The organism is Sphingopyxis sp. NJF-3 (genome assembly GCF_053514865.1).
This window is the reverse complement of the sequence record NZ_CM130726.1, coordinates 3,464,167-3,484,753: the sequence shown is the minus strand read 5'-3', so window position 1 is coordinate 3,484,753 and position 20,587 is coordinate 3,464,167. Positions and strand designations below refer to the sequence as shown.

Sequence of the window (20,587 nt, the reverse complement as noted above, 5' to 3'; positions counted from 1 at the left end):
TAAACTGGCACCACCCTATCAGGCGACCACTGGGCCATGGATGCTGAAACAAGTTCAGCATGACGAAAGTGGAGCAACAGCTTGCCTTTGCATCCTTCGCTCGCCACACATCGCAGCCGAAGACAGGAAGGAAGGCGGATATGCTGCGTCGGGCGTTGTTGGGATTGGTTTTGCTGATCGCCGCCATCCTGGTCGGGCTCGCCGTCTGGGAACCGCTGACCGCGAAGGCGCCCGCCGCGCCCGTCTTCAAACCCGGCGACGTGCAGATCGCCCGCGACCGGTTCGGGGTGCCGCATATCTTCGGCAAGACCGATGCCGACGTCGCCTATGGCGTCGCCTATGCCCATGCCGAGGATGATTTCGCGACGCTGCAGGAAGTGCTCGCGATGACGCGCGGGCGCACCGGCGCGCTGCTCGGCGCCGATGGCGCGAAGGTCGATTATGTCGCGGCGCTGCTCGGCGTGCGCGAGACGAGCGCGCGCGACTGGCCGCGATTGCCGGACGACGTGAAGGCGCTGTTCACCGCCTATGCCGCGGGGCTCAACCATTATGCCGACAAGCATCCGGACGAGGTGCGGCTGTCGGGGCTGTTCCCGGTGACCGGCGAGGATGTCGTCGCGGGCTTCGTGCTGCGCTCGCCCTTCTTCTTCGGGCTCGATTCGGTGCTCGGCGAGTTGACCGAGGGGCAGCCGCTGGGGCGCGAGGGCGGGCCGGCGATCGACGTCACCGGCAAGCTCGTCCCGCGGTCCGACACGCCCTTGGGGCGCGATCCGGGGTCGAACGGCTCGAATGGAATCGCCGTCGCGCCGTCGCGCTCGACCGACGGCGCGACGCGGCTCGTCTCCAATTCGCACCAGCCGTGGACCGGCGGAGTCGCCTGGTACGAACTGGTCGTGCATAGCCAGGAGGGGTGGGATTTCGCCGGTGCGAACTTCCCCGGCTCGCCTTATCCCTTCCTCGGGCACAATAAGTATCTCGGCTGGACCAACACGGTGAACCGGCCCGACCTGATCGACGTCTACCGCCTGACCCTCGACGAGAGCGGCGAGAAATACCGCTTCGACGGCGCGTGGCGGCCGCTCGAAAAGAAGCGGATCTGGCTCAAGGTGAAGTTCGGACCCTTCGTGCTGCCGGTGCCGCGCACCATCTGGCGATCGGTGCAGGGGCCGGTGATCAAGAACAACAAGGGCGCTTTCGCGATCCGCTATGCGGGGCAGGACCAGGCGAACATGGTCACCCAATATTACCGGCTCAACAAGGCGAAGACTTTCGCCGAGTGGCGCGCCGCGATGGCGGGGCAGGGGGTGCCCGCGACGAACTTCGTCTATGCCGACGCCAAGGGGAATATCGGCCTTTTCTATAATGCGATGTTCCCCGACCGCCAGCCGGGGTTCGACTGGCGCGGGATCGTTCCGGGCGACACCTCGGCCGATCTGTGGACCAGGACGCTGCCCTTCGACCGCGTCCCCGCGCTGGTCAATCCGGCGTCGGGCTATGTGATCAACGCGAACAACACGCCGTGGGTCGCGGCGGGGCCGGGCGACGAGCTCGACGCCGCCGCCTTCTCGCCGCTGCTCGGCATCGAGGACGACATGACCAATCGCGCGGCGCGGCTGATCGCGCTGTTCGAGGCATCGGGGCAGATCGACGAGGCGCGGCTGAAGGCGATCAAATACGACACCGCCTATGCGAAGACGGGCTATGCGAAGGCGTGGATCGACAAGCTGCTCGCGCTCGACACGAAGGGCGATCCGGCGCTCGCCGAGGCGCAGGCGCTGCTGCGCAAATGGGATTGGAACCTCGACGGCAAGGGGCATGGCGACGCGCTCGCGCTGATGGTGCTGCGCCCCGCGGGCGGCGCCCACTATCAGCGCCGCGCCGCGCCCGACCCGCGCACCGTGCTGAAAGAGGTCGTTGCGCATCTGCAGGAGCATTTCGCGGGGCTCGACCCCAAGCTCGGCACGGTGCTGCGGCTGCGCCACGGCGAGGGACCGCACCGCGTCGACCTGCCGCTCGACGGCGGCAACGATACGGTGCGCGCCTCGACCCTGTGGGACGTCGAGCCCGACGGGCGGCTGAAGGTGCGCCACGGCGACAGCTTCATCATGTTCGTGACCTGGGATAGGGCGGGGCGCGTGCATTCGGAATCGATCCAGCCCTTCGGCGCCGCGACGACGCGCCCGGCGAGCCCGCATTACAACGACCAGGCGCCGCTGTTCGCGGCGCATCGGCTGAAGCCGGTGCTGTTCGATCCGGCGGCGCTGAAGGCGAACGGCGCGCGCTTCTATCGGCCTTGAACGCGGCGGGCCGCTGTCCTAAACCGCTGATACAGTGCCGTCCGGCATCCGCGCGATCCTGCGCGCCTTTTCAAGAGGATCGTCCATGCTTCGTTCTCATCGCTTCGCCCTTGCCCTTGCCGCCTCGACCGCGCTCGTCGCGGCAGGGCCCGCGCTCGCCAGGGCGAAGGCCGCCGACCCCGCGCCGATCGCCGAGTTGGTGAAGGCGGTCGACATTCCATACGAGGCCTTCACTCTCGACAACGGCCTGCGCGTCATCGTGCACGAGGATCACAAGGCCCCCGTCGTCGCGGTGTCGGTGTGGTACCGCGTCGGGTCGAAGAACGAGCCCGCGGGCAAGACGGGCTTCGCGCATCTGTTCGAACATCTGATGTTCAACGGGTCGGAAAATGCGCCGGGCGATTTCTTCGAGCCGCTGCAGCAGGTCGGCGCGACCGACAGCAACGGCACCACCAACATGGACCGCACCAATTATTTCGAGACGGTGCCGACCGGCGCGCTCGACCGCGCGCTGTTCCTCGAAAGCGACCGCATGGGGCATCTGCTCGGCGCGGTGACGCAGGAGAAGCTCGATAACCAGCGCGGCGTCGTCCAGAACGAAAAGCGCCAGGGCGACAACAATCCCTATGGCCTGCTGCGCTACGAGATTTTCGAGAATCTCTTTCCCTCGGGTCACCCCTATCACCACAGCACCATCGGCTCGATGGCCGACCTCAACACGGCGAGCCTTGCCGACGTGAAGAAATGGTTCACCGACAATTACGGGCCGAACAATGCGGTGCTGGTGCTCGCGGGCGACATCGACGCCGCGACGGCCAAGGCGAAGGTCGGCGAATGGTTCGGCGACATTCCGCGCGGCCCCGCGGTCGAGATGCCCAAGGTCACGGTGCCGACGCTGCCCGCGCCGCTGGCGAAGGAGGTCAAGGACCTGATCCCGACGACGCGCATCTACCGCATGTGGGCGATCCCGGGGCTCAACGATCCCGAGGCAGTGCCGCTGCAGATGGCGATGGGCGTCCTCGGCGGCCTGTCGAGCTCGCGCCTCGACAATGCGATGGTGCGCAAGGATCCGGTCGCGGTTAGCGTCGCCGCCTATGCGCAGCCGTTCGAGGACGCCGGCATCCTGATCGTCCAGGCCGACGTCAAGGACGGGGTCGATCCCGCGCTGGTCGGCAAGCGGCTCGACGAGGAAATCGCCAAATTCCTGGCGACCGGCCCAACCGCCGACGAACTGCAACGCACCGCCGCGAGCACTCTCGGCGGGACGATTTCGGGGCTCGAATCGGTCGGGGGCTTCGGCGGCAAGGCGGTGACGCTCGCCGAGGGCGCGCTCTATTCGAACGATCCCGCCTATTACAAGACCGAGCTCGACCGGATGGCGCAGGCAACCCCCGAACAGGTGAAGGCGGTCGCGAACAAATGGCTGTCGCGCCCCGCCTTTTCGCTGACCTACACGCCCGGTGAGCGCACCGAGGGCGGCGAGGCGCGCGGCGGCGCGGTCACCGCGGGCAAGATCGCGGAAGCGGTCCAGCCCGACCGCTATTGGAACCCGGCGCTCGGCGACGTCGGCCCCGACACGGGTGTCGGCGCGGCGAGCTCGATCGCCGACCGGTCGCAGATGCCCGCGGTCGCCGACTTGAAGGCACTCGATTTCCCGGCGATCGAGCGCACGACGCTCAAGAACGGGATCGAGGTCGTGTTCGCGCGGCGCGACACGGTGCCGACGGTCCAGGTCGCGGTCAGCTTCGACGCCGGCTATGCCGCCGATCCGCACAAGGCGCTCGGCACCCAGTCGCTGATGCTCAGCCTGATGGACGAAGGTACGACGAGCCTCGATTCGATCGCGTTCGCCGAGGCGAAGGAGCGGCTCGGCGCGCAGATCGACGGGTCGGCGAACGCCGACGAGACGATCTTCAGCCTGTTCGCGCTGAAACCCAACCTCCGCGCGTCGCTCGGGCTGCTCGCCGACTATATCCGCAACCCCGCCTTCGACGCGAAGGAGCTCGAGCGCGTGCGTGCGCAGCAGCTCAACCGGCTGAAGGCCGAGCTCAACAACCCGAGCGCGATCGCGGCGCGGGTGCTGCGCCCGGTGCTCTATGGCGCGGACCACCCCTATGGCATTCCGCCTTCGGGCCTCGGCAACGCCGACGCGGTCAAGGCGGCGACGCGCGATCAGCTCGCGGCTTTCCACGCGACGTGGATCCGCCCCGACAATGCGCGCGTCTTCGTCGTCGGCGACACGACGCTGGCCGAGGTGAAGAAGGAGCTCGACGCGACGCTGGGCGCGTGGAAGGCCCCGTCGACGCCGAAGCCCGCGAAGCATTTCGAGGTTGCGATTCCCGCGCCCAAGCCGCGCATCCTGCTCGTCGATCGGCCGAAATCGCCGCAATCGGTGATCATGGCGGGCAAGGTGCTCGACGCCAAGGGCAGCGATCATCTCGAGATCCTGCGTTCGGCGAACGACATATTCGGCGGCAATTTCCTGTCGCGCTTCAACATGAACCTGCGCGAGACGAAGGGCTGGTCCTATGGCGTGCGCTCGCAGGTGTCGGCCGACAAGCAGCGGCTGACCTGGGTCGCGATCGCGCCGGTGCAGGCCGACCGCACCGGCGATTCGATCAAGGAGTTCCGCAGCGACCTGACCGCCTATCTCGGCGACAAGGGCACCACCGCGGAGGAGCTGCAGCGCACGATCAACGGCAGCGTGCGCGAGCTGCCCGGCAGCTTCGAAACCTCGGGCGACGTGCTCGGCGGCTTGCGCTCGATCGTCAAGTTCGACCGTCCCGACGATTATTACGAAAAGCTGCCCGCGACCTACGAGGCGATGACCGCGCCCGAGATCGACGCCGCGGCGCGGAAGGCGCTGAGCGTCGACGACCTCGTCTATGTCGTCGTCGGCGACGCGGCGACGGTGAAACCGCAGCTTGACGGATTGGGTTTGCCGGTGGAAATAGCGACACCAGCTAATTAACATCAGTTTCAGTAGGAGGGATTCGATGGCCCAAGTCGACGGCAGCTACGAATGCATTACCAAATCGCCGATGGGTGACCAGAAGTCGGTCTTCACCGTGAAGAGCGACGGCGACAGCTTCACCGGCCAGAACGCGGGGGCGATGGGATCGCTCGACGTCGAGAATGGCAAGGTCGACGGCAACAAGCTCAGCTGGACGATGAACATGAAGGTGCCGATGCCGATGACGCTGGAGGCCGAGGCGACGATCGACGGCGACACGCTGACCGGCACGATCAAGGCCGGACCCTTCGGTTCGATGGCGATGACGGGAACGCGTCAGGGCTGATCGCCCGGCGGGTTCAGGGATCGGGCCGTCCGTCGCGAAGGCGACGGGCGGCCCCTTTCGTTTGAGGCGGCGCGTTTCCCATCGAATATCGGCGGGGTGGTGAGCGGACATCCCCATTTTCCCTATCCCGGGTCCCGATCCGGGATCGAAGGACGCAAGGCCGTATGGGACTTATGGTCCGGCATCGGCCGGGAACCGTGCAGCAATATTTGCAAAGTTCAGAAAAGTTCAGCCCTGTGCATCGCCGGATCTGGACCTCCCCGCGTGCGGGATGCCGGGCACGCCCCGCCGTGACCGTACCGGCGAGCGACAGCCTTTATCCACCCAATGAAAGAGCCCGATGAAGGCTGACACAGCGGAATAATGTAGGAAAGGCCTATTTGAAGGCGACGCGGCTTTGGGGTGGGGAGCGGACATCCAAGCTCGTCATGCTGAACTTGTTTCAGCATCCATGGCCAGGTCTCTCCTTCGGCGCCGCGTCAAATTCGAGGACAGGCCATGGACCCTGAAACAAGTTCAGGGTGACGAAGAATTCAATGTCTTGTTCCGGCCGCCTTCCGCCATTCCCGTCGCTCGTCGAAAAGCATTTGGCGTCCGTCGTCGGGCGTCCAATAGTCAGCGCCGAACTATAGCGTTCGGAAAAACGGGGAAAATCATGCAGAAATCCAAGCTGTCGGCCTCGCTGGCCGTGCTCGCGCTGGTCCTGGCGGGCGTGCCGCTGTCGGCCGCCGCCGCGGACAAGCCCGCCGCCGCTTCGTCGGAGGCCGCGGCGATCGCCGACACGGTCGCGGCGATCGATATTCCCTATGAGCAGTTCACGCTCGATAACGGGCTGACCGTGCTCGTCCATACCGACCGCAAGGCGCCGATCGTCGGGGTGACCACCTATTATCGCGTCGGATCGAAGAACGAGCCCAAGGGCAAGACGGGCTTCGCGCACCTGTTCGAGCATCTGATGTTCGGCGGCAGCGAGAATGTGCCCAATTTCGACGAGCCGCTCGAGGCCGCGGGATCGACCCCGACCAACGGGTCGACCTGGCTCGACCGCACCAACTATGTCGAGACGGTGCCGACCGGCGCGCTCGACCTCGCGCTGTTCATGGAAAGCGACCGCATGGGGCATCTGCTCGGCGCGGTGACGCAGGAGAAGCTCGACCAGCAGCGTGGCGTCGTCCAGAACGAAAAGCGCCAGGGCGACAACCAGCCCTATGCGATCGTCGAATATGAGGCGCAGGACGCGCTCTTCCCGGTCGGGCACCCCTATCGCCACTCGACGATCGGTTCGATGGCCGATCTCAATTCGGCGAGCCTCGCCGACGTCAAGAAATGGTTCACCGACAATTACGGGCCGAACAACGCGGTGCTGGTGCTCGCCGGCGACATCGACGCCGCGACCGCGAAGCCCAAGGTCGAGCGCTGGTTCGGCGACATTCCGGCGGGGCCGCCGATCGCGGCGGTCGAGGCGCCGGTGCCGACGCTGAGCGCGCCGTTCGCGAAGACGATCACCGATCAGGTCGCGACGACGCGGCTCTATCGCAACTGGGCGGTGCCGGGGCTCAACGACCCGAGCTATCCGGCGCTCGCGACCGGCATGTATATCCTCGGCGGGCTCGCGAGTTCGCGGCTCGACAATCTGCTGGTGCGCAAGGAGCAGCTCGCGGTCGCGGTCACCGCCTATCTGATGCCCTTCCAGCACGCGTCGATGGTGCAAAGCTATATCGACGTGAAGCCGGGGGTCGACGTCGCCAAGGCCGAGGCGCGCTATGATGCGATCCTCGCCGATTTCATCGCCAGGGGACCGACGCAGGCCGAACTAGACCGCGCGGTCGCGAGCCTCGTGTCGGCGCAGGTCGGGCAGCTCGAGCAGGTCGGCGGCTTCGGCGGCAAGGGCGCGACGCTCGCCGAAGGTCTCGTCTTTTCGGGCAATCCCGAGAAATACAAGCAGGACCTCGCGGCGCTGACCGCGCTGACCCCCGCCGCGGTGCAGGGCGCGATGCAGACATGGCTGACCCGGCCGGTGGCGGCGATCCGCGTCGACCCCGGCGAGCGCACCGAGGGCGGCGAGAATCGCGGTGGCTGGGAAAAGGCGGGCAGCCCGCGCATCGGCTATTATCGCGGCGCCGACGCGGATGAAGCGGCGCCGGCGGCCACCCCCGCGACGCCGACGGCGACCGCGAAGCGCAGCTTTCCCCCGGTCGAGCCGGTCGGCAGCTTCGATTTTCCCGCGATCGAGCGCGCGACGCTCGCCAACGGCATCCCGGTCTATTTCGCGAAGCGCAGCGCGGTGCCCAAGGTGACGGTGTCGCTCAGCTTCGACGCGGGCTTCGCCGCCGACGCGCCCGATGCGCGCGGCACGCAGAGCTTCATGGCGGCGATGCTCGAGGAGGGTACGAAGAGCCGCGACGCGATCGCGATCGCCGAGGAGCAGGAGCGGCTCGGCGCGAGCATCAACGTCAGCGCGGGGCTCGATTCGACGACCGTGTCGCTCGACACGCTGACGAGCAATCTGGCGCCGTCGCTGGCGCTGATGGCCGATATCGTGCGTGCGCCCGCCTTCGCCCCGGCCGAGGTCGAGCGCGTGCGCGGCCAGCGGCTGGCAGGAATCGCGCAGGAAGAGAATAGCCCAATGGTGCTCGCGATGCGCGCGCTGCCGCCCCTGCTCTATGGCCCCGGCCATCCCTATGGCGCGCCGCTGACCGGCACCGGCAGCCGCGACGTCGTCGCGCGGCTGACCCCCGCCGACCTCGCGGCGGCGCACGCCGCCTCCTTCCGTCCCGACAAGGCGCGGATCATCGTCGTCGGCGATGTCGACGAGGCGGCCGCCGTCGCGGCGCTCGACAGCGCGTTCGGCCAATGGGTTCCGCCGGCGACGCCCGCGGTGCAAAAGGACCTGAGCGTCGCGATCCCCGCGGCGCGCCAGCGCATCGTGCTGATCGACCGGCCCGGCGCGCCGCAGTCGGTGATCGCGGCGGGACAGGTGCTGCCCGAGACGGGCAAGGACAGGAACGAGGTGCTCCAGGCGTCGAACGAGATCCTCGGCAACGGCTTTCTGTCGCGGCTCAACATGAACCTGCGCGAGACCAAGGGCTGGTCCTATGGCGTGCGCAGCACGATCCAGGAAACCGAAGGGCCGATGCCGCACATCGTCCGCGCGCCCGTCCAGAGCGACCGGACCGGCGACGCGATCGCCGAGATGCTGCGCGAGATGCGCGACTATCCGGCGACGCGCGGCGCGACGCCGGTCGAGGTCAACCGGATCAAGGAAGGCAATATCCGCGGCCTGCCCAACCGGTTCGAGACGCGCGGGCAGATCGCGGGCGGGATCGACGAGATCGTCCGCTTTGGCCGGCCCGACGATTATTACGAGACGCTGCCGGCGATCTACGGCGCGCTGACCGCGGCGACGCTGAACGCCGCGGCTGCGAAGGAGCTGCAGCCCGGCCATCTGGTCATCGTCGTCGTCGGCGATGCCAGGACGGTGAAGCCGCAGCTCGCCAAGCTGGGGCTGCCGGTCGAGGAGATGGCGGCGCCGAAGGAGTAGGTCGCGCCCAGGCGCGCATAGCTATGCCCGGCTGACCGACGGAGCCGGCACTGGTCAAAGCGGCCGGCTCCGTCCATAGGGTTGCTGCAATGCACAATCCCGCGATTCCTTCCGACGACCAGCGCGCCCGCCTGCCCGGCGCGCGCGAGATGGTGTTCATGATGGCGATGGTGATGGCGCTCAACGCGCTCGCCATCGATTCGATGCTGCCCGCGCTGCCGGCGATCGGCGACGCGCTGGGGGTCACGGTCGCGAACGACCGGCAATATGTGATCTCGACCTATCTGCTCGGCATCGGCGTGGGTTCGCTCTTCTATGGGCCGCTGTCCGACCGGTTCGGGCGCAAGGGGGTGCTGGTGCCGGCGCTCTTCGCCTATGTCGCCTTCTCGATCGGTTGCGGCCTCGCGAACAGCTTTCCGCTGCTCCTCGCGCTGCGCTTCGGGCACGGGATGATCAGCGCGGCGCTCGGCGTGATCGTCGTCGCGGTGATCCGCGACCTCTTCTCGGGCGATGCGATGGCCAAGCGGCTGTCGATGATCTTCCTCGTCTTCATGATCGTGCCGGCGATCGCGCCGACGATGGGGGCGGGGGTCACCGCCCTTGCCAACTGGCGCGCGATCTTCATCGTGCTCGCGGTGATGGGGGTGGTCATGCTGCTGTGGCTGCGGCGGCTGCCCGAGACGCTCGATCCCGCCGACGTGCGGCCGCTCGACGCGCGGACGATGATCGCGGGCTGGGCGACGGTGACGCGGCACCGCCGCGCCGCGGGCTATATGTTCGCCTCGGCGATGATGCAGGCCGCGTTATACGGCTATCTCAACAGCAGCGAACAGATCATCGCCGAAGTGTTCGGGGCGCAAAGCTGGTTCCCGCTCGTCTTCGCCTGCGTCGCGGCGGGAATCGCGATCGCCAATTTCTCGAACGCCGCGATCGTCGAGCGCTTTGGCGCGCGGCGCGTGTCGCAGAGCGCGACCTTCGCCTTCATGGCGACCTCGATCGTGCAGATCGCCGTCGCGCTGAGCGGCGCCGAGACCTTGTGGATGTTCACCGCGCTGATGATGGTCAACGTCGGGCTGATCGGCTTCATCGGCAGCAATTTCGGGTCGATCGCGATGGAGGATTTCGGCCATATGGCCGGCGTCGCCTCCTCCTATCAGAGCTTTGCCAAGACGCTGGTCGCCGCGCTGATCGGCGCGCTGATCGGGCAGCAATATGACGGATCGACGCTGCCGCTCGCCTATGCTTTCCTGATTTCGGGGGGCGTCGGGCTGGCGCTCGTCTTCTGGGCCGAGCGCGGCAAGCTCTTCACCCGGCCGGGTACTGCGCCGAAAAGCCCCTATTGACGGACAAAGAAAAGGGGGCCGAAGCCCCCTTTTCCTATTCGGCGATCGGCGGCACCGGCTGCGGCGGCGCATCGGGATCGTCCTCGTGGACCTCGATGATGCCGCGCCCGACATAGCTGCGCGAGCGGCTGTAGGCGAAGTAGACGAAAAGCCCCACCGCGGCCCAGATCAGGAAGAGGATGATGCTCTTGTGATCGAGCTTGATGAACAGATACAGGCAGCCGAGGATCGCGATCGGCGCCGTGAGGTAGATCAGCGGCGTCTTGAACGGCCGATGGCGGCTCGGATCGGTGCGGCGGATCACCATGACCGCGATCGACACGGCGGCGAAGGCGAACAGGGTTCCCGAGTTCGAGATGTTCGCGAGCTGTCCCACGGGGAAGAAGGCCGCGAACAGGGCCACCGCGATCCCGGTGATGACCGTGATGACGTGCGGCGTGTGGAACTTCGGATGGATGCGCGAGAACGCCTGGGGCAGCAGGCCGTCGCGGCTCATCACGAAGAAGATGCGGGTCTGGCCGAACATCATCATCAGGATGACCGAGGGCAATGCGAGCGCGGCGGCGAGGCCGATCAGATTGCCGATCTGCGGCCATCCGATTTCGCGCATCGTCCACGCCAGCGCTTCCTTGGAGCAGACCACGGCCTGATCGCCGATCGCGCCGCAGGCGGCCGCGAGTTCGCGGCTGCCGGGTTCGAGGGCATGGCCCGTCGCGGCATCGATGCCGACCGGCTGCGCGCCGACGCTGCCGATGACGCCGGCGGCGACGAGCAGGTAGAAGATGGTGCAGATGCCGAGACTGCCGATCAGGCCGATCGGCATGTTGCGCTGCGGATTCTTGGTCTCCTCCGCCGCGGTCGAGACCGCGTCGAAGCCGACATAGGCGAAGAAGATCGACGCGGCGGCGGCGCCGATGCCCCCGAAGCCGAGCGGCGCGAAGGGTTCGAACTTCTCCATGTTCATCACGGGCAGCGCGAGGATGATGAACAGCGTCAGCGCGGTGACCTTGATGACGACGAGGATCGCATTGACCGTCGCGGACTCGCGCGTGCCGATGACCAGCAGCCAGGTCACGAGCCCGGCGATGAACATCGCGGGCAGGTTGATCATCCCGCCGTCGAACGGCCCGAGCACGAGGGTCGACGGTATGTCGATGCCGAGTGCATGTTCGATCAACCCGACGACATAGCCCGACCAGCCGACCGACACGGCGCCCGCCGCGACCGCATATTCGAGGATCAGCGCCCAGCCGACCATCCACGCGATCAGTTCGCCCATCACCGCATAGCTGTAGGTATAGGCGGACCCCGAGACGGGGACCATCGAGGCCATTTCGGCGTAGCACAGCGCCGCGAAGGCGCAGACGAAGCCGGCGATCACGAAGCTGATCATCATGCCCGGGCCCGCCTTTTGCGCGGCTTCCGCGGTCAGGACGAAGATGCCGGTGCCGATGACGGCGCCGATGCCGAGCATCGTCAACTGGAAGGCGCCGAGCGACCGGTGCAGCGATTTCTTCTCGGCCGTGGCCAAGATGGCGTCGAGTGATTTGACGCGACCAAATATCATAGAAACATCCCCTTGTCGGGCGGCCTTTGGGCGGCGCCCTCTCCTGGCGGCGCAGACTAGCCGCTCCTCCAGTCAGCGCAACTTAATTTCATGGGGTCCGGTATAGCTTCGGTCGGGGGCCAGGCCCGCTTACCGTACCGTAAAGCGCACCCGGTCGATCGTCCGCCCGCCCGGGTCGACGAGCGCGAGGACGTGGCTGCCCGGCTGCGGCACGATCTGCAGGCCGGCGTCGGCGTCGCCGGCGAGGCGCTTGTCGAGGATCAGCCGGTGCCCCGCGACCGCGCCGCTGACCGTCACCGCGAGCCGCTGGCGATCCCCCGGAATATCGGGGTCGATCGCATAGACGCTGCCGCTGACCGGGCTGGTGATGCGCGGGCGGCGGGCGGCGGCGGGAGCGGCCGCCATCTCGGCTTGCGCGGTGCCGCGCACGAAATATTCGCGCCGCGGCGGCTCGCGGGTGCCGGGAAGCGCGATCTGCCGCGCCTCGACGCCGCCTGGCATCGCGGGCGGCTTGCCGGGATGGCCGGCGTGGAGCGCCATCATGACGTCACGCCATACCGGCGCGGCGCCCGAGGTGCCCGAGACGGCGCGCATCGAATCGCCCTCTAGATTGCCGACCCAGACCGCGACGGTGTAGCGGTCGGACCAGCCGATGCACCAATTGTCGCGCATCCCCTTCGACGTGCCCGTCTTCGCCGCCGCCCAGAAGGGCAGGCGGAGCGCGCTGTCGGCGCCGAAGGCGTCGGCGCGGGCGGTGGCGTCGGCGAGGATGTCGCCGACGATGAAGGCGGCGGCGGGGCTCACGATCTGGCGCGTCTCGTCCGCATCCTCGCCGATCAGGAAATGGACGGGCGACCAGCGGCCCTGATTGGCGAAGGTGCGAAAGGCATTGGCCTGTTCGACCAGGCTGACCTCGGCCGAGCCGAGCGCGAGGCTGAAGCCGTAATAATCGCCATCCTCGACAAGGCCGTGATAGCCGAGCGCCCAGAGGCGGTCGCGGAATTCCTGGACGTCGTCGATGACGAGTGTGCGCACCGCGGGGACGTTCAAAGAGCTGGCGAGCGCCTGGCGCACGCTGACGGGCCCCTTGAAGCTGTGGTCGTAATTCTTGGGGACGTAGAGGCCCGAGGCGGTGTCGAGCTGGACCGGGCTGTCGTCGAGGATCGACGCCGCGGTGAGCCAGCCTTTTTCGATGACCTGCGCATAGAGGTGCGGTTTGAGCGTCGAGCCAGCCTGGCGCATCGCATTGGCGCCGTCGACCGCCGCGGCGGTCGATTGGAGCCCGACGCCGCCGACATAGGCGAGCACCTCGCCGCTCGCATTGTCGAGCACCACGACCGCGCCGTCGCGCACCCGGCCGGCGCCGAGCCCGGCGAGCTGGCGGCGCATCGCCTGGATCGCGAGGATCTGGATGCGGCGGTCGATCGTCGTCGTGACGCGCTTGCCGGGCCGATCGAGGAGGCGGGTCGCGAGGTGCGGCGCGAGCGCGGGGTCGAACCGCGCGGCGCGCTCGCCCGAGACGAGCGTCGCGGCGGCGGCGCGGATGGCGCCGCAATCCTTCGCGTGGGCGATGCGGCACGCGCGGTCGCCGAGCGCCTTCGCGCCCGCCGCCGGGTTGGGGAGGAGCCCGGCTAACAGCGCGGCATCGGTGCGGCTCATCTCGGCGGGGCGCTTGCCGAACAGGCTGTTCGCGCCGGCGCCGATCCCCTGCGCCTCGCCGCGCAGCGGCACGAGGTTGAAATAGGCCTCGAGCATCTGCTCGTGGGTCCAGTGCGCCGCGAGCGCCTGCCCCGCGCGCATCTGCCGAAGCTTGGCGAGCCAGCCGCGCTGGCCGGGCTGTGCGAGCTCGGGCGCGAGGAAGGCGGCGAGCTGCATGGGCAGCGTCGAGGCGCCGCGCGAGCGGCCGCCGGTCCCCCCCTTCGTCAGGCGCGCGCGTACCGCCGCCGCGATCGCGAGCCAGTCGACCCCGCCGTGCGCCCAGAAGCGGCGGTCCTCGGCGCGCACCACCGCGCTGCGAACCGCGGGACTGATGTCCTTCAGCGGCACCCAGGCGAGGCGGCGGCGCTCGAAATCGACGCGCTCGGTATCGAGCAGCCGTCCGTCGCGGTCGTAGAGCCACGCCTCGCTGGGCTTCCAGCCGGCGCGCACGTCGGCGTAGGCGGGCATCGCCGGTGGTTTCGTGACGAGATGCGCGGCGGTGGTCAGGATCAGCGCCGCGAGCGCGATCCAGGCGATGGCGTCGAAGAGGCGGAATCGGCGCTGCTGCTGGACCATCTGATAGAGCGATAATTCCGTTGCGGATGTCACAATAAGCCCCTCCCCTTCAGGGGAGGGGTTGGGGGTGGGGTCCATCAGCCTTGCGCAAGGCCGATGGACCCCACCCGCTGCAACTAGGCAGCGAGCTGCCAAGTTTCGCTGCCCTCCCCTGAAGGGGAGGGGCTTGGGTTTTTTGCCGAGCCACCGGGATCATCACTCCGCCGATCCCGCGACTGTCATCGGGCCGTTCGGCCACTGGCCGCGGATCGCGGGCGAGTACATCGCCTCGACGCGCGTCGGGGGCAGGGTGAAGCGGCCCGAGCCGCCCAAGCGCACGACATATTCGACCGCGTGGGTGCCCGCGGGCATCCAGCCGAAATAGCCGCGCCAGCTGTCCTTGCGGCGCTCGACATAGCTCGGCTGCCAGCCCGATCCGTCGGCCTGATCGGCGAGCATTTCGGACTGGCCGCCGAGATTGCCGACGATCGTCGCGCCGGGCGGGATCGGGTCATTAACGATCACCCAGGTGCGGCCGGCGGCGGCGATCACCTCGATCCGCACCTTGATCACGTCGCCGCGCGTCAGCCGCCTGGGGTTCGCCGCCTTGACGATGCTCACCTGGCGCTTGACCCGATAGCCGGCGTTCAGCGGCTCGGTGAGCGGCACCGCCGCCTTGACGCTGACCGTCGCCCAGGGAGAGCCGCCGCCCTGGTGGCGGAGGCTCATCGTGCCCGCGGCGAGCGGGACGCTGAGCGGCTGGGCGTCGGCGGGACGCGGCCAGCTCGTCGTCGCGCTGCCGCCCGCGAGCGCCACGTAAGTGGTGCCGGTGATCGCGCTCGCCGGATAAAGCTCGGCGAAGCGGCGGACGACGGTCGCGCCCCACGCATTGGCGGGCGTCGTGTCCCAATGGCCGCGGCGCTGGCGCTGGGCGATGCCGACCATCAGCTTGCCGGCGTCATCCTCCCACCCCTTGCGGCCGAGCACCGCGTCGAGTGTCTTGATCGCCATTTCGTCGCCGCTGGTCATCATCCACCACGGCGCGCGCGCATCGTCGACGAGGTCGAGGCGCGTGCCTTCGTAGACGATCCGCTTTCTGAGCTCCGCCTCGGCGGCGGCGCGCAGTCCGGCGGCGCCCCGCACCCCCGGCGTCCGCTCGATCGCGATCAGCCAGTCGGCGAGCGTCCCCGTCGCCATGTCGGCGGGCGCGAGGTCGATCGCCGCGACGAGGCCGGGGCTCGACGCCTTGTTGCGCGCGAGCGCCGCGAGCGCGGCGATCCGCACCGGGCGGATATCGTAGGGGCCGTAGCCCTTGCGGTCGAGGCGGCCCTCGACCACCGCCTGCAGCGCCGCGATCATCTTTGCCTTCGAGGCTTCGGGGATCGCGAAGCCGTTGGCGGCGGTCACCGCGAGGACATAGGCGGTGAGCTCGGGCGACCCCTGCATCCGCTCGCTGGGCCAGTAGCGCAGCAGGCCGTCGTCATCGAGATAGACGGGCATCGCGCCGGCGAGCGCCTGCCAGCGGCCGAAATCGCCGAGCGCGACCGCGCGCGACGTCTGTTGTTCGAAGCAGTCGTAGGGATAGAGCGCCATATAGTCGCGCACCCCAGCGAGTGGCGGCGCGGGCGTGTCCGACAGCGCGACGTCGACATAGCCGCCGGGGAGCGCGCCCGCGGGCGCCGCGACGGGCAGGCTGGTGTCGGCGCCGACGCGCATCAGGCTGGCGGCCCAGGTCTCGACCGGCACCGCGGGCTCGACCATCTGGTCGAAGACCAGCCGGTCGCGCTGCTTGCCGTTCTTCGACACCGCCTCGACCGTCCATTGCAATTTGCCGACCGTTTCGGGCGCGGTCATCGTCCAGCTGATCGGCACCGCGCCGCCCGCCGGAATGGTGACGGTGAGCGGCTGGCCGGTCGCGACCGCGGGGGTCAGCGACGGGGTGGCGGTGACCGTCATCGGCTGGTTGGTGCCGTTCCTCAGCGTGAAGCGCGCGTCATAGCTGTCGCCGGTGCGGACGAGTTCGGGGAGCCCGGCGAAGACGCCGAGATCCTGCACGGTGCGCACGCTCGTCTCGCCGGTGCCGAAGCTCTGCGATCCGTCGGTCGCGATCGCGACGAGGCGGAAGGCCGAGAGATTGTCGGAGAGCGGCACGTCAACCATGGCGCGCCCTTTCGCATCGAGCGCGACATGGCCCTGCCACAGCAGCACCGGGCGGAAATCCTCGCGCGTCAGTCCCGACAGGTCGCCGCCGCCCCCGCCGCCGGGTTCGAGCGCCTTGCGGCCGTAGTGGCGTTTGCCCACCACCTGCATCTGCGCGGTCGAGGTGAGCACGTCGAGAGTGCGGTCGCCCATCATCGCGTCGAGCAGCTTCCAGCTCTCGTTGGGCGCGAGCTGGAGCAGCGCCTCATCGACCGCGACGAAGGCGACGTCGGCGCCCGCGGCGGGCTTGCCGGCCGGGGTGCGGACCTCGATGCTCGCCTTCGCGGTGTCGCGCACCGCATAGCTTTCCTTGTCGGCCTTGACCTTGACGCCGAGTTGGTGACCTTCCCAGCCGACCTTGATCTTCGCGATGCCGAGCCGGTAGCTCGGCTTGGCGAGGTCGACCAATGCCGTGGGGGGAGCGCCCTCGCTCTTCTCGATCTCGAAGCCGACCGCGCGCTTCATCTTGCGGAACCAGCTTTCGCCGCCGGTGACGCGCCCGCGCACCGCCATCACCGAGACATAGACGTCGGGGGCGTAGGTCGCGGGCAGCTTGACCTTCACCACCGGATCGGTGCCCTTCAGGGGGGTGACGAAGCTCGACAGCACGCCCTCGCGCTCGACGGTGACGAGCGCGGTCGCCTCGCGGAAGGGCATGCGGACCTGGAAGGTCGCGGTGTCGCCCGCGTCGTAGCGCGGCTGTTCGGCGATCACGTCCATGCGGTCGCCATTGTCGCCGCCGAACCACCAGTCGTCGTCGCCCGCGAGCCAGACCGAGCGCACCGCACGCGCCTCGTTGCCGTCGGTGTCGGTGGTCGTCGCGACCACGGTGACTTCGCCCGAGACGCCGGGCGCCATCGCGCAGCTCGCGCGGCCGAGCTTGTCGGTCGTCGCGCTGCAATGCGCGTCGAGCCGCGTCGTGCGCATCTGGTTGTCATAGGCGTAGAAGCCGCCGATCAGCCGGCGCCGCGCGGTGATGATCTCGCGATTATAGAGCGCGACCGAGACGCGCTGGCCGCGGATCGGCTTACCTTCGAGGTCGAGCGCGATGAATTTCAGCCGCAGATCGTCGCCCCGCATCAGCCAGCCGTCGGTTTTGAGCCCGAGCCGGACCGCCGACGGATAGAGGGTGATGCGGCGGCTGGACGTCAGCGTCTCGCCATTGGCGTCGGCATAGTCCATCTCGACCGCCATCATCGTCGGTTCGGTGATCGGCTGGTCGACGGCGACGCTGGTCGCCGCGGTGCCGTTCGCGTCGAGGGTCAGCGGCACCGAGCGCGCGAGCGGCATGTCGGCGTGCGGCTCCTCGCCGTCGTCGTCGAGCTGGACGACGCCCTCCTTGACCGGCTGGCCGTCGAAATCCCAGTCGCGATAATCCTCCGGCGGCGACCAGCTGGGGCGGAAGTTGGTGCGCAGCTCGACCGGCAGGTTCGGCGCGGGGCCGCCCGAAAGATAGCCGACGAACAGCGACAGCGGCACCGCGGTCGGCCGCACCGGCGGGGTCTTCGGCCCCGTCACCTCGGCCTTCATCGTCGGCAGGCGATATTCGTCGACGCGGATCGACTGGTCGGTCCAGATCGTCTTGTTCTCGCCCTTTTCATCCTTGGTGACGAAGACGAGGTCGTAATCGCCCATCGGCGCCGATTTGGGGACGTTCCAGACCGTCTCGCCGCTGCCGCTCGCTTGAATCGCGAAGGGCATCTCGAACTCGGTGTCCGAACCGCGGTGGACGAGACGGAGCTTGCCCGCCATCGGCTCGGGGATCCGGAAGCCGGTGCCGATCGGATGGCGCAGAATATGCTTCATATTGACCGTCTCGCCCGCCTTGACGAGCGCGCGGTCGAAGACGGTGTGGAGAATGTCGCCGCGCTCGGACCAGCCGTAGGGCAGGTCGAAGTCATAGGGCCGGATTCCGCTACCCCAGTCGGTGAGGGTGAAGCTGAAATCGCCCGCCGCGCGCGCGGTGACCATCAGCGCATGGCCTTCGCTGCTCGTCGGGTCGGGCGTGTCCTCGCAGCTCGAATAGGTCTGCGGCTCGGGGAGCCCGGTCGGGAAGGCGAGGCGGCCCGCCTTGTCGGCGGTGCCGCGCGCGAGCAGGCGGCCGGTGCAGCTGTCGGTGACGCGGATCTCGGCGCCCGCGACGGGCCGTCCGCTGTCGAGCGACGTCACCCAGGCGAGCGAGCTTTCGCGGCCCCATTTGAAATGCACCGCCATGTTGGTGACCAGCGCGGCGGTCGCGACATAGCGCGTCGCCCGGTGCCCGAGCAGCGCGGCGCCGAGTTCGGGGCTCGCGATCTCGACGACATGGAAGCCCTTTTCGGTCAGGGGAATGCCGACGACCTCGAATTCCTTGCCGCCGCCGGGCGGGGTCAGCGTGAGCTCGCGGCGGGTGCCGCCATCGGGCGCGTCGTCGAACACCGACTGGGTGCCGGTATAGTTGACGGTGACCTCCTTGCCGGTCGCGTCGCGTTCCTGGCGATAATCGACGTCGTCGGCGTCGTCGACGCGCTTCAGCCAGCGCGCGATCGCGGCATCGTCGTCGCCGACCTTGAGCGCGGTCGCGGGCATCTGGAGGTTTTTCTGAACCAGCGACGCCTCGACCCCGCGCACGGTGACGGGCAGCACGCCGCCCTCGCTCGCCTCCAATATGCCGAAGGGGGCGGCGAACTTGACCAGCGGCGGGGCGCGGTCGATGTGGAATTTCAGCGGGAAGTTCGACTGGTTCTGCAAGCGTCGGCCGCTCTGGTCGGTGACGCCGTCGGGCAGGGTCAGCGTCGCGTCGACATTCTGCGGCAGCGGCCCCGCGAAATGCACCTCGGCCAGCCAGGGGTCGTTCTTGTCGTCGTCGGAGGTCTTGGCGGCGAGGCGCTTGCCGTCGGCGGTCGCGAGCGTCGCGGCGAGCGCGGTGGCGCGCGCGACGGGCGAGGCGAATTTGAGCGTGATGTCCTTGATCGGGTTGCAGCCCGCCTGCGGATTGACGCGGCTGCACGCCATTTTCGCGGTGAAGGCGGGGCGCACGTCATAGTCGAAACGCTGATCGCGCCCGGCGGTGCGCGCGGGGACGCCCGCCTGGCCGATGCGCGCGTCCCAGACGAGCGCCATCTCGCGCCCCGGCGGCAGCGGACGGCGGCACTTGACCGGCACGATGCGGTCGAGCGCGGCGTCGCGGTCGGCGCCCGCGGCGGGAAGCCGCTCGGGCAGCCCGGCGTCATAAGCGAAGGAGCGGGCTTTCCAGTCGTTGGTGCCGAGGCCGGTGAGGATTTCGGTCGCGGTCTCGCGCGGCAGCACGTCGACCGGAATCTTCTCGCCGATGCCGTCGACCGCGCAATAGGCGAAGCGGCCGACCGAGGCGCGATCGGCGGCGACGTTGGTCGCGACGAGGAAGATCTGATCCTCCTCGATCCCATCGTAAGTTCCGCCGGCGAGCACCGCGCGCGCCGAAGGGCCGCCGGTGTCGAGCGCGAAGCGGTCGTTGCCGACGACCGACACCCCGCGCGCGGTGACGAGGTCGGGGCGGAGCGAGACGTAGCAGCGCTTGCCGCCGGGCAGCGGCGCGTCGAATTCGAGCACCCAGGTGCGCGTGTCGACCCAACGGCCGGTCGCGGGAAGCTTGCAGTCGTCGGTCGCGGGCGCCTTCGCGCGCGGATCGCCGAGCGCCACCATGTCCTCCGAAAAGCGCAGGGTGAAGCGGGTGATGGTGCCGTCGCCGGTACCCGAGCTGCCCGGCGTGGCGAGCGTGACCTGCGGCACCGTGTCGCCGCCCGCGGCGGCGGCGAGCGCCGCGAGGGGAAGGATCAGCGCGAGGCGCATCCTGCCGGCCAGCCGATTCGCGAACCCGCGCCATCCCTGCATCATTCCGCCGCCCTTCCCTGTCTGGCACGCGCCGCTATCCTGCTGGAAACAGGGGCGAGAGTCCACCCGTCACCGCGCGCGCCAAGGATAGTGGGGTGGTCGGGAAAGGCTGTGACGGCACGCACAGACGCGGGCGCGAAGCAGAGACCGTCGCCGCAGCGAAAGCGGGAGCCGCTGGCGGCCGGTTGTGGCCAGAAGCCGACATTATTTTTGATCGTCATCCCGGACTTGATCCG

8 protein-coding genes are annotated in these 20,587 nt (G+C 68.6%); 5 read left to right on the top strand and 3 right to left on the bottom strand.

Annotated features, from left to right (window positions below; translation table 11 throughout):
• Positions 1-140: 140 nt before the first annotated feature.
• The 5 genes from ACOTSS_RS16765 to ACOTSS_RS16745 all read left to right on the top strand — a co-directional run bounded on the left by ACOTSS_RS16765 (position 141) and on the right by ACOTSS_RS16745 (position 10,480).
• A complete protein-coding gene (locus tag ACOTSS_RS16765; protein WP_448689120.1) occupies positions 141-2,297 on the top strand; it encodes a penicillin acylase family protein in 2,157 nt (718 codons plus the stop codon).
• Between the two features lie 85 nt (positions 2,298-2,382).
• Positions 2,383-5,268, top strand: coding sequence for a M16 family metallopeptidase (locus tag ACOTSS_RS16760; RefSeq protein ID WP_448689119.1), 2,886 nt, complete (start codon positions 2,383-2,385; stop codon positions 5,266-5,268).
• Positions 5,269-5,293: 25 nt separating this feature from the next.
• Positions 5,294-5,596, top strand: coding sequence for a hypothetical protein (locus ACOTSS_RS16755; RefSeq protein WP_448689118.1), 303 nt, complete (start codon positions 5,294-5,296; stop codon positions 5,594-5,596).
• 655 nt (positions 5,597-6,251) lie between these two features.
• Entirely contained in the window at positions 6,252-9,137 is a 2,886-nt protein-coding gene (locus tag ACOTSS_RS16750; protein WP_448689117.1) for a M16 family metallopeptidase, read from the top strand.
• Positions 9,138-9,226: 89 nt separating this feature from the next.
• Complete coding sequence (locus tag ACOTSS_RS16745; protein WP_448689116.1) at positions 9,227-10,480, top strand: multidrug effflux MFS transporter; 1,254 nt, start codon at positions 9,227-9,229, stop codon at positions 10,478-10,480.
• A gap of 34 nt (positions 10,481-10,514) precedes the next feature.
• On the opposite strand, the gene ACOTSS_RS16740 is transcribed toward ACOTSS_RS16745, so the two are convergent.
• The 3 genes from ACOTSS_RS16740 to ACOTSS_RS16730 form a co-directional block, all read right to left on the bottom strand.
• Positions 10,515-12,047, bottom strand: coding sequence for an amino acid permease (locus ACOTSS_RS16740; protein WP_448689115.1), 1,533 nt, complete (start codon positions 12,045-12,047; stop codon positions 10,515-10,517).
• Positions 12,048-12,176: 129 nt separating this feature from the next.
• Positions 12,177-14,321 (bottom strand): penicillin-binding protein 1C, encoded by a 2,145-nt coding sequence (gene pbpC, locus ACOTSS_RS16735; protein WP_448691366.1) that lies wholly within the window; start codon positions 14,319-14,321, stop codon positions 12,177-12,179.
• 195 nt (positions 14,322-14,516) lie between these two features.
• Positions 14,517-20,354 carry an alpha-2-macroglobulin family protein gene (locus ACOTSS_RS16730; RefSeq protein WP_448689114.1) on the bottom strand — a complete coding sequence of 1,946 codons (5,838 nt, stop codon included), beginning with the start codon at positions 20,352-20,354 and terminating at the stop codon, positions 14,517-14,519.
• Positions 20,355-20,587: the final 233 nt, after the last annotated feature.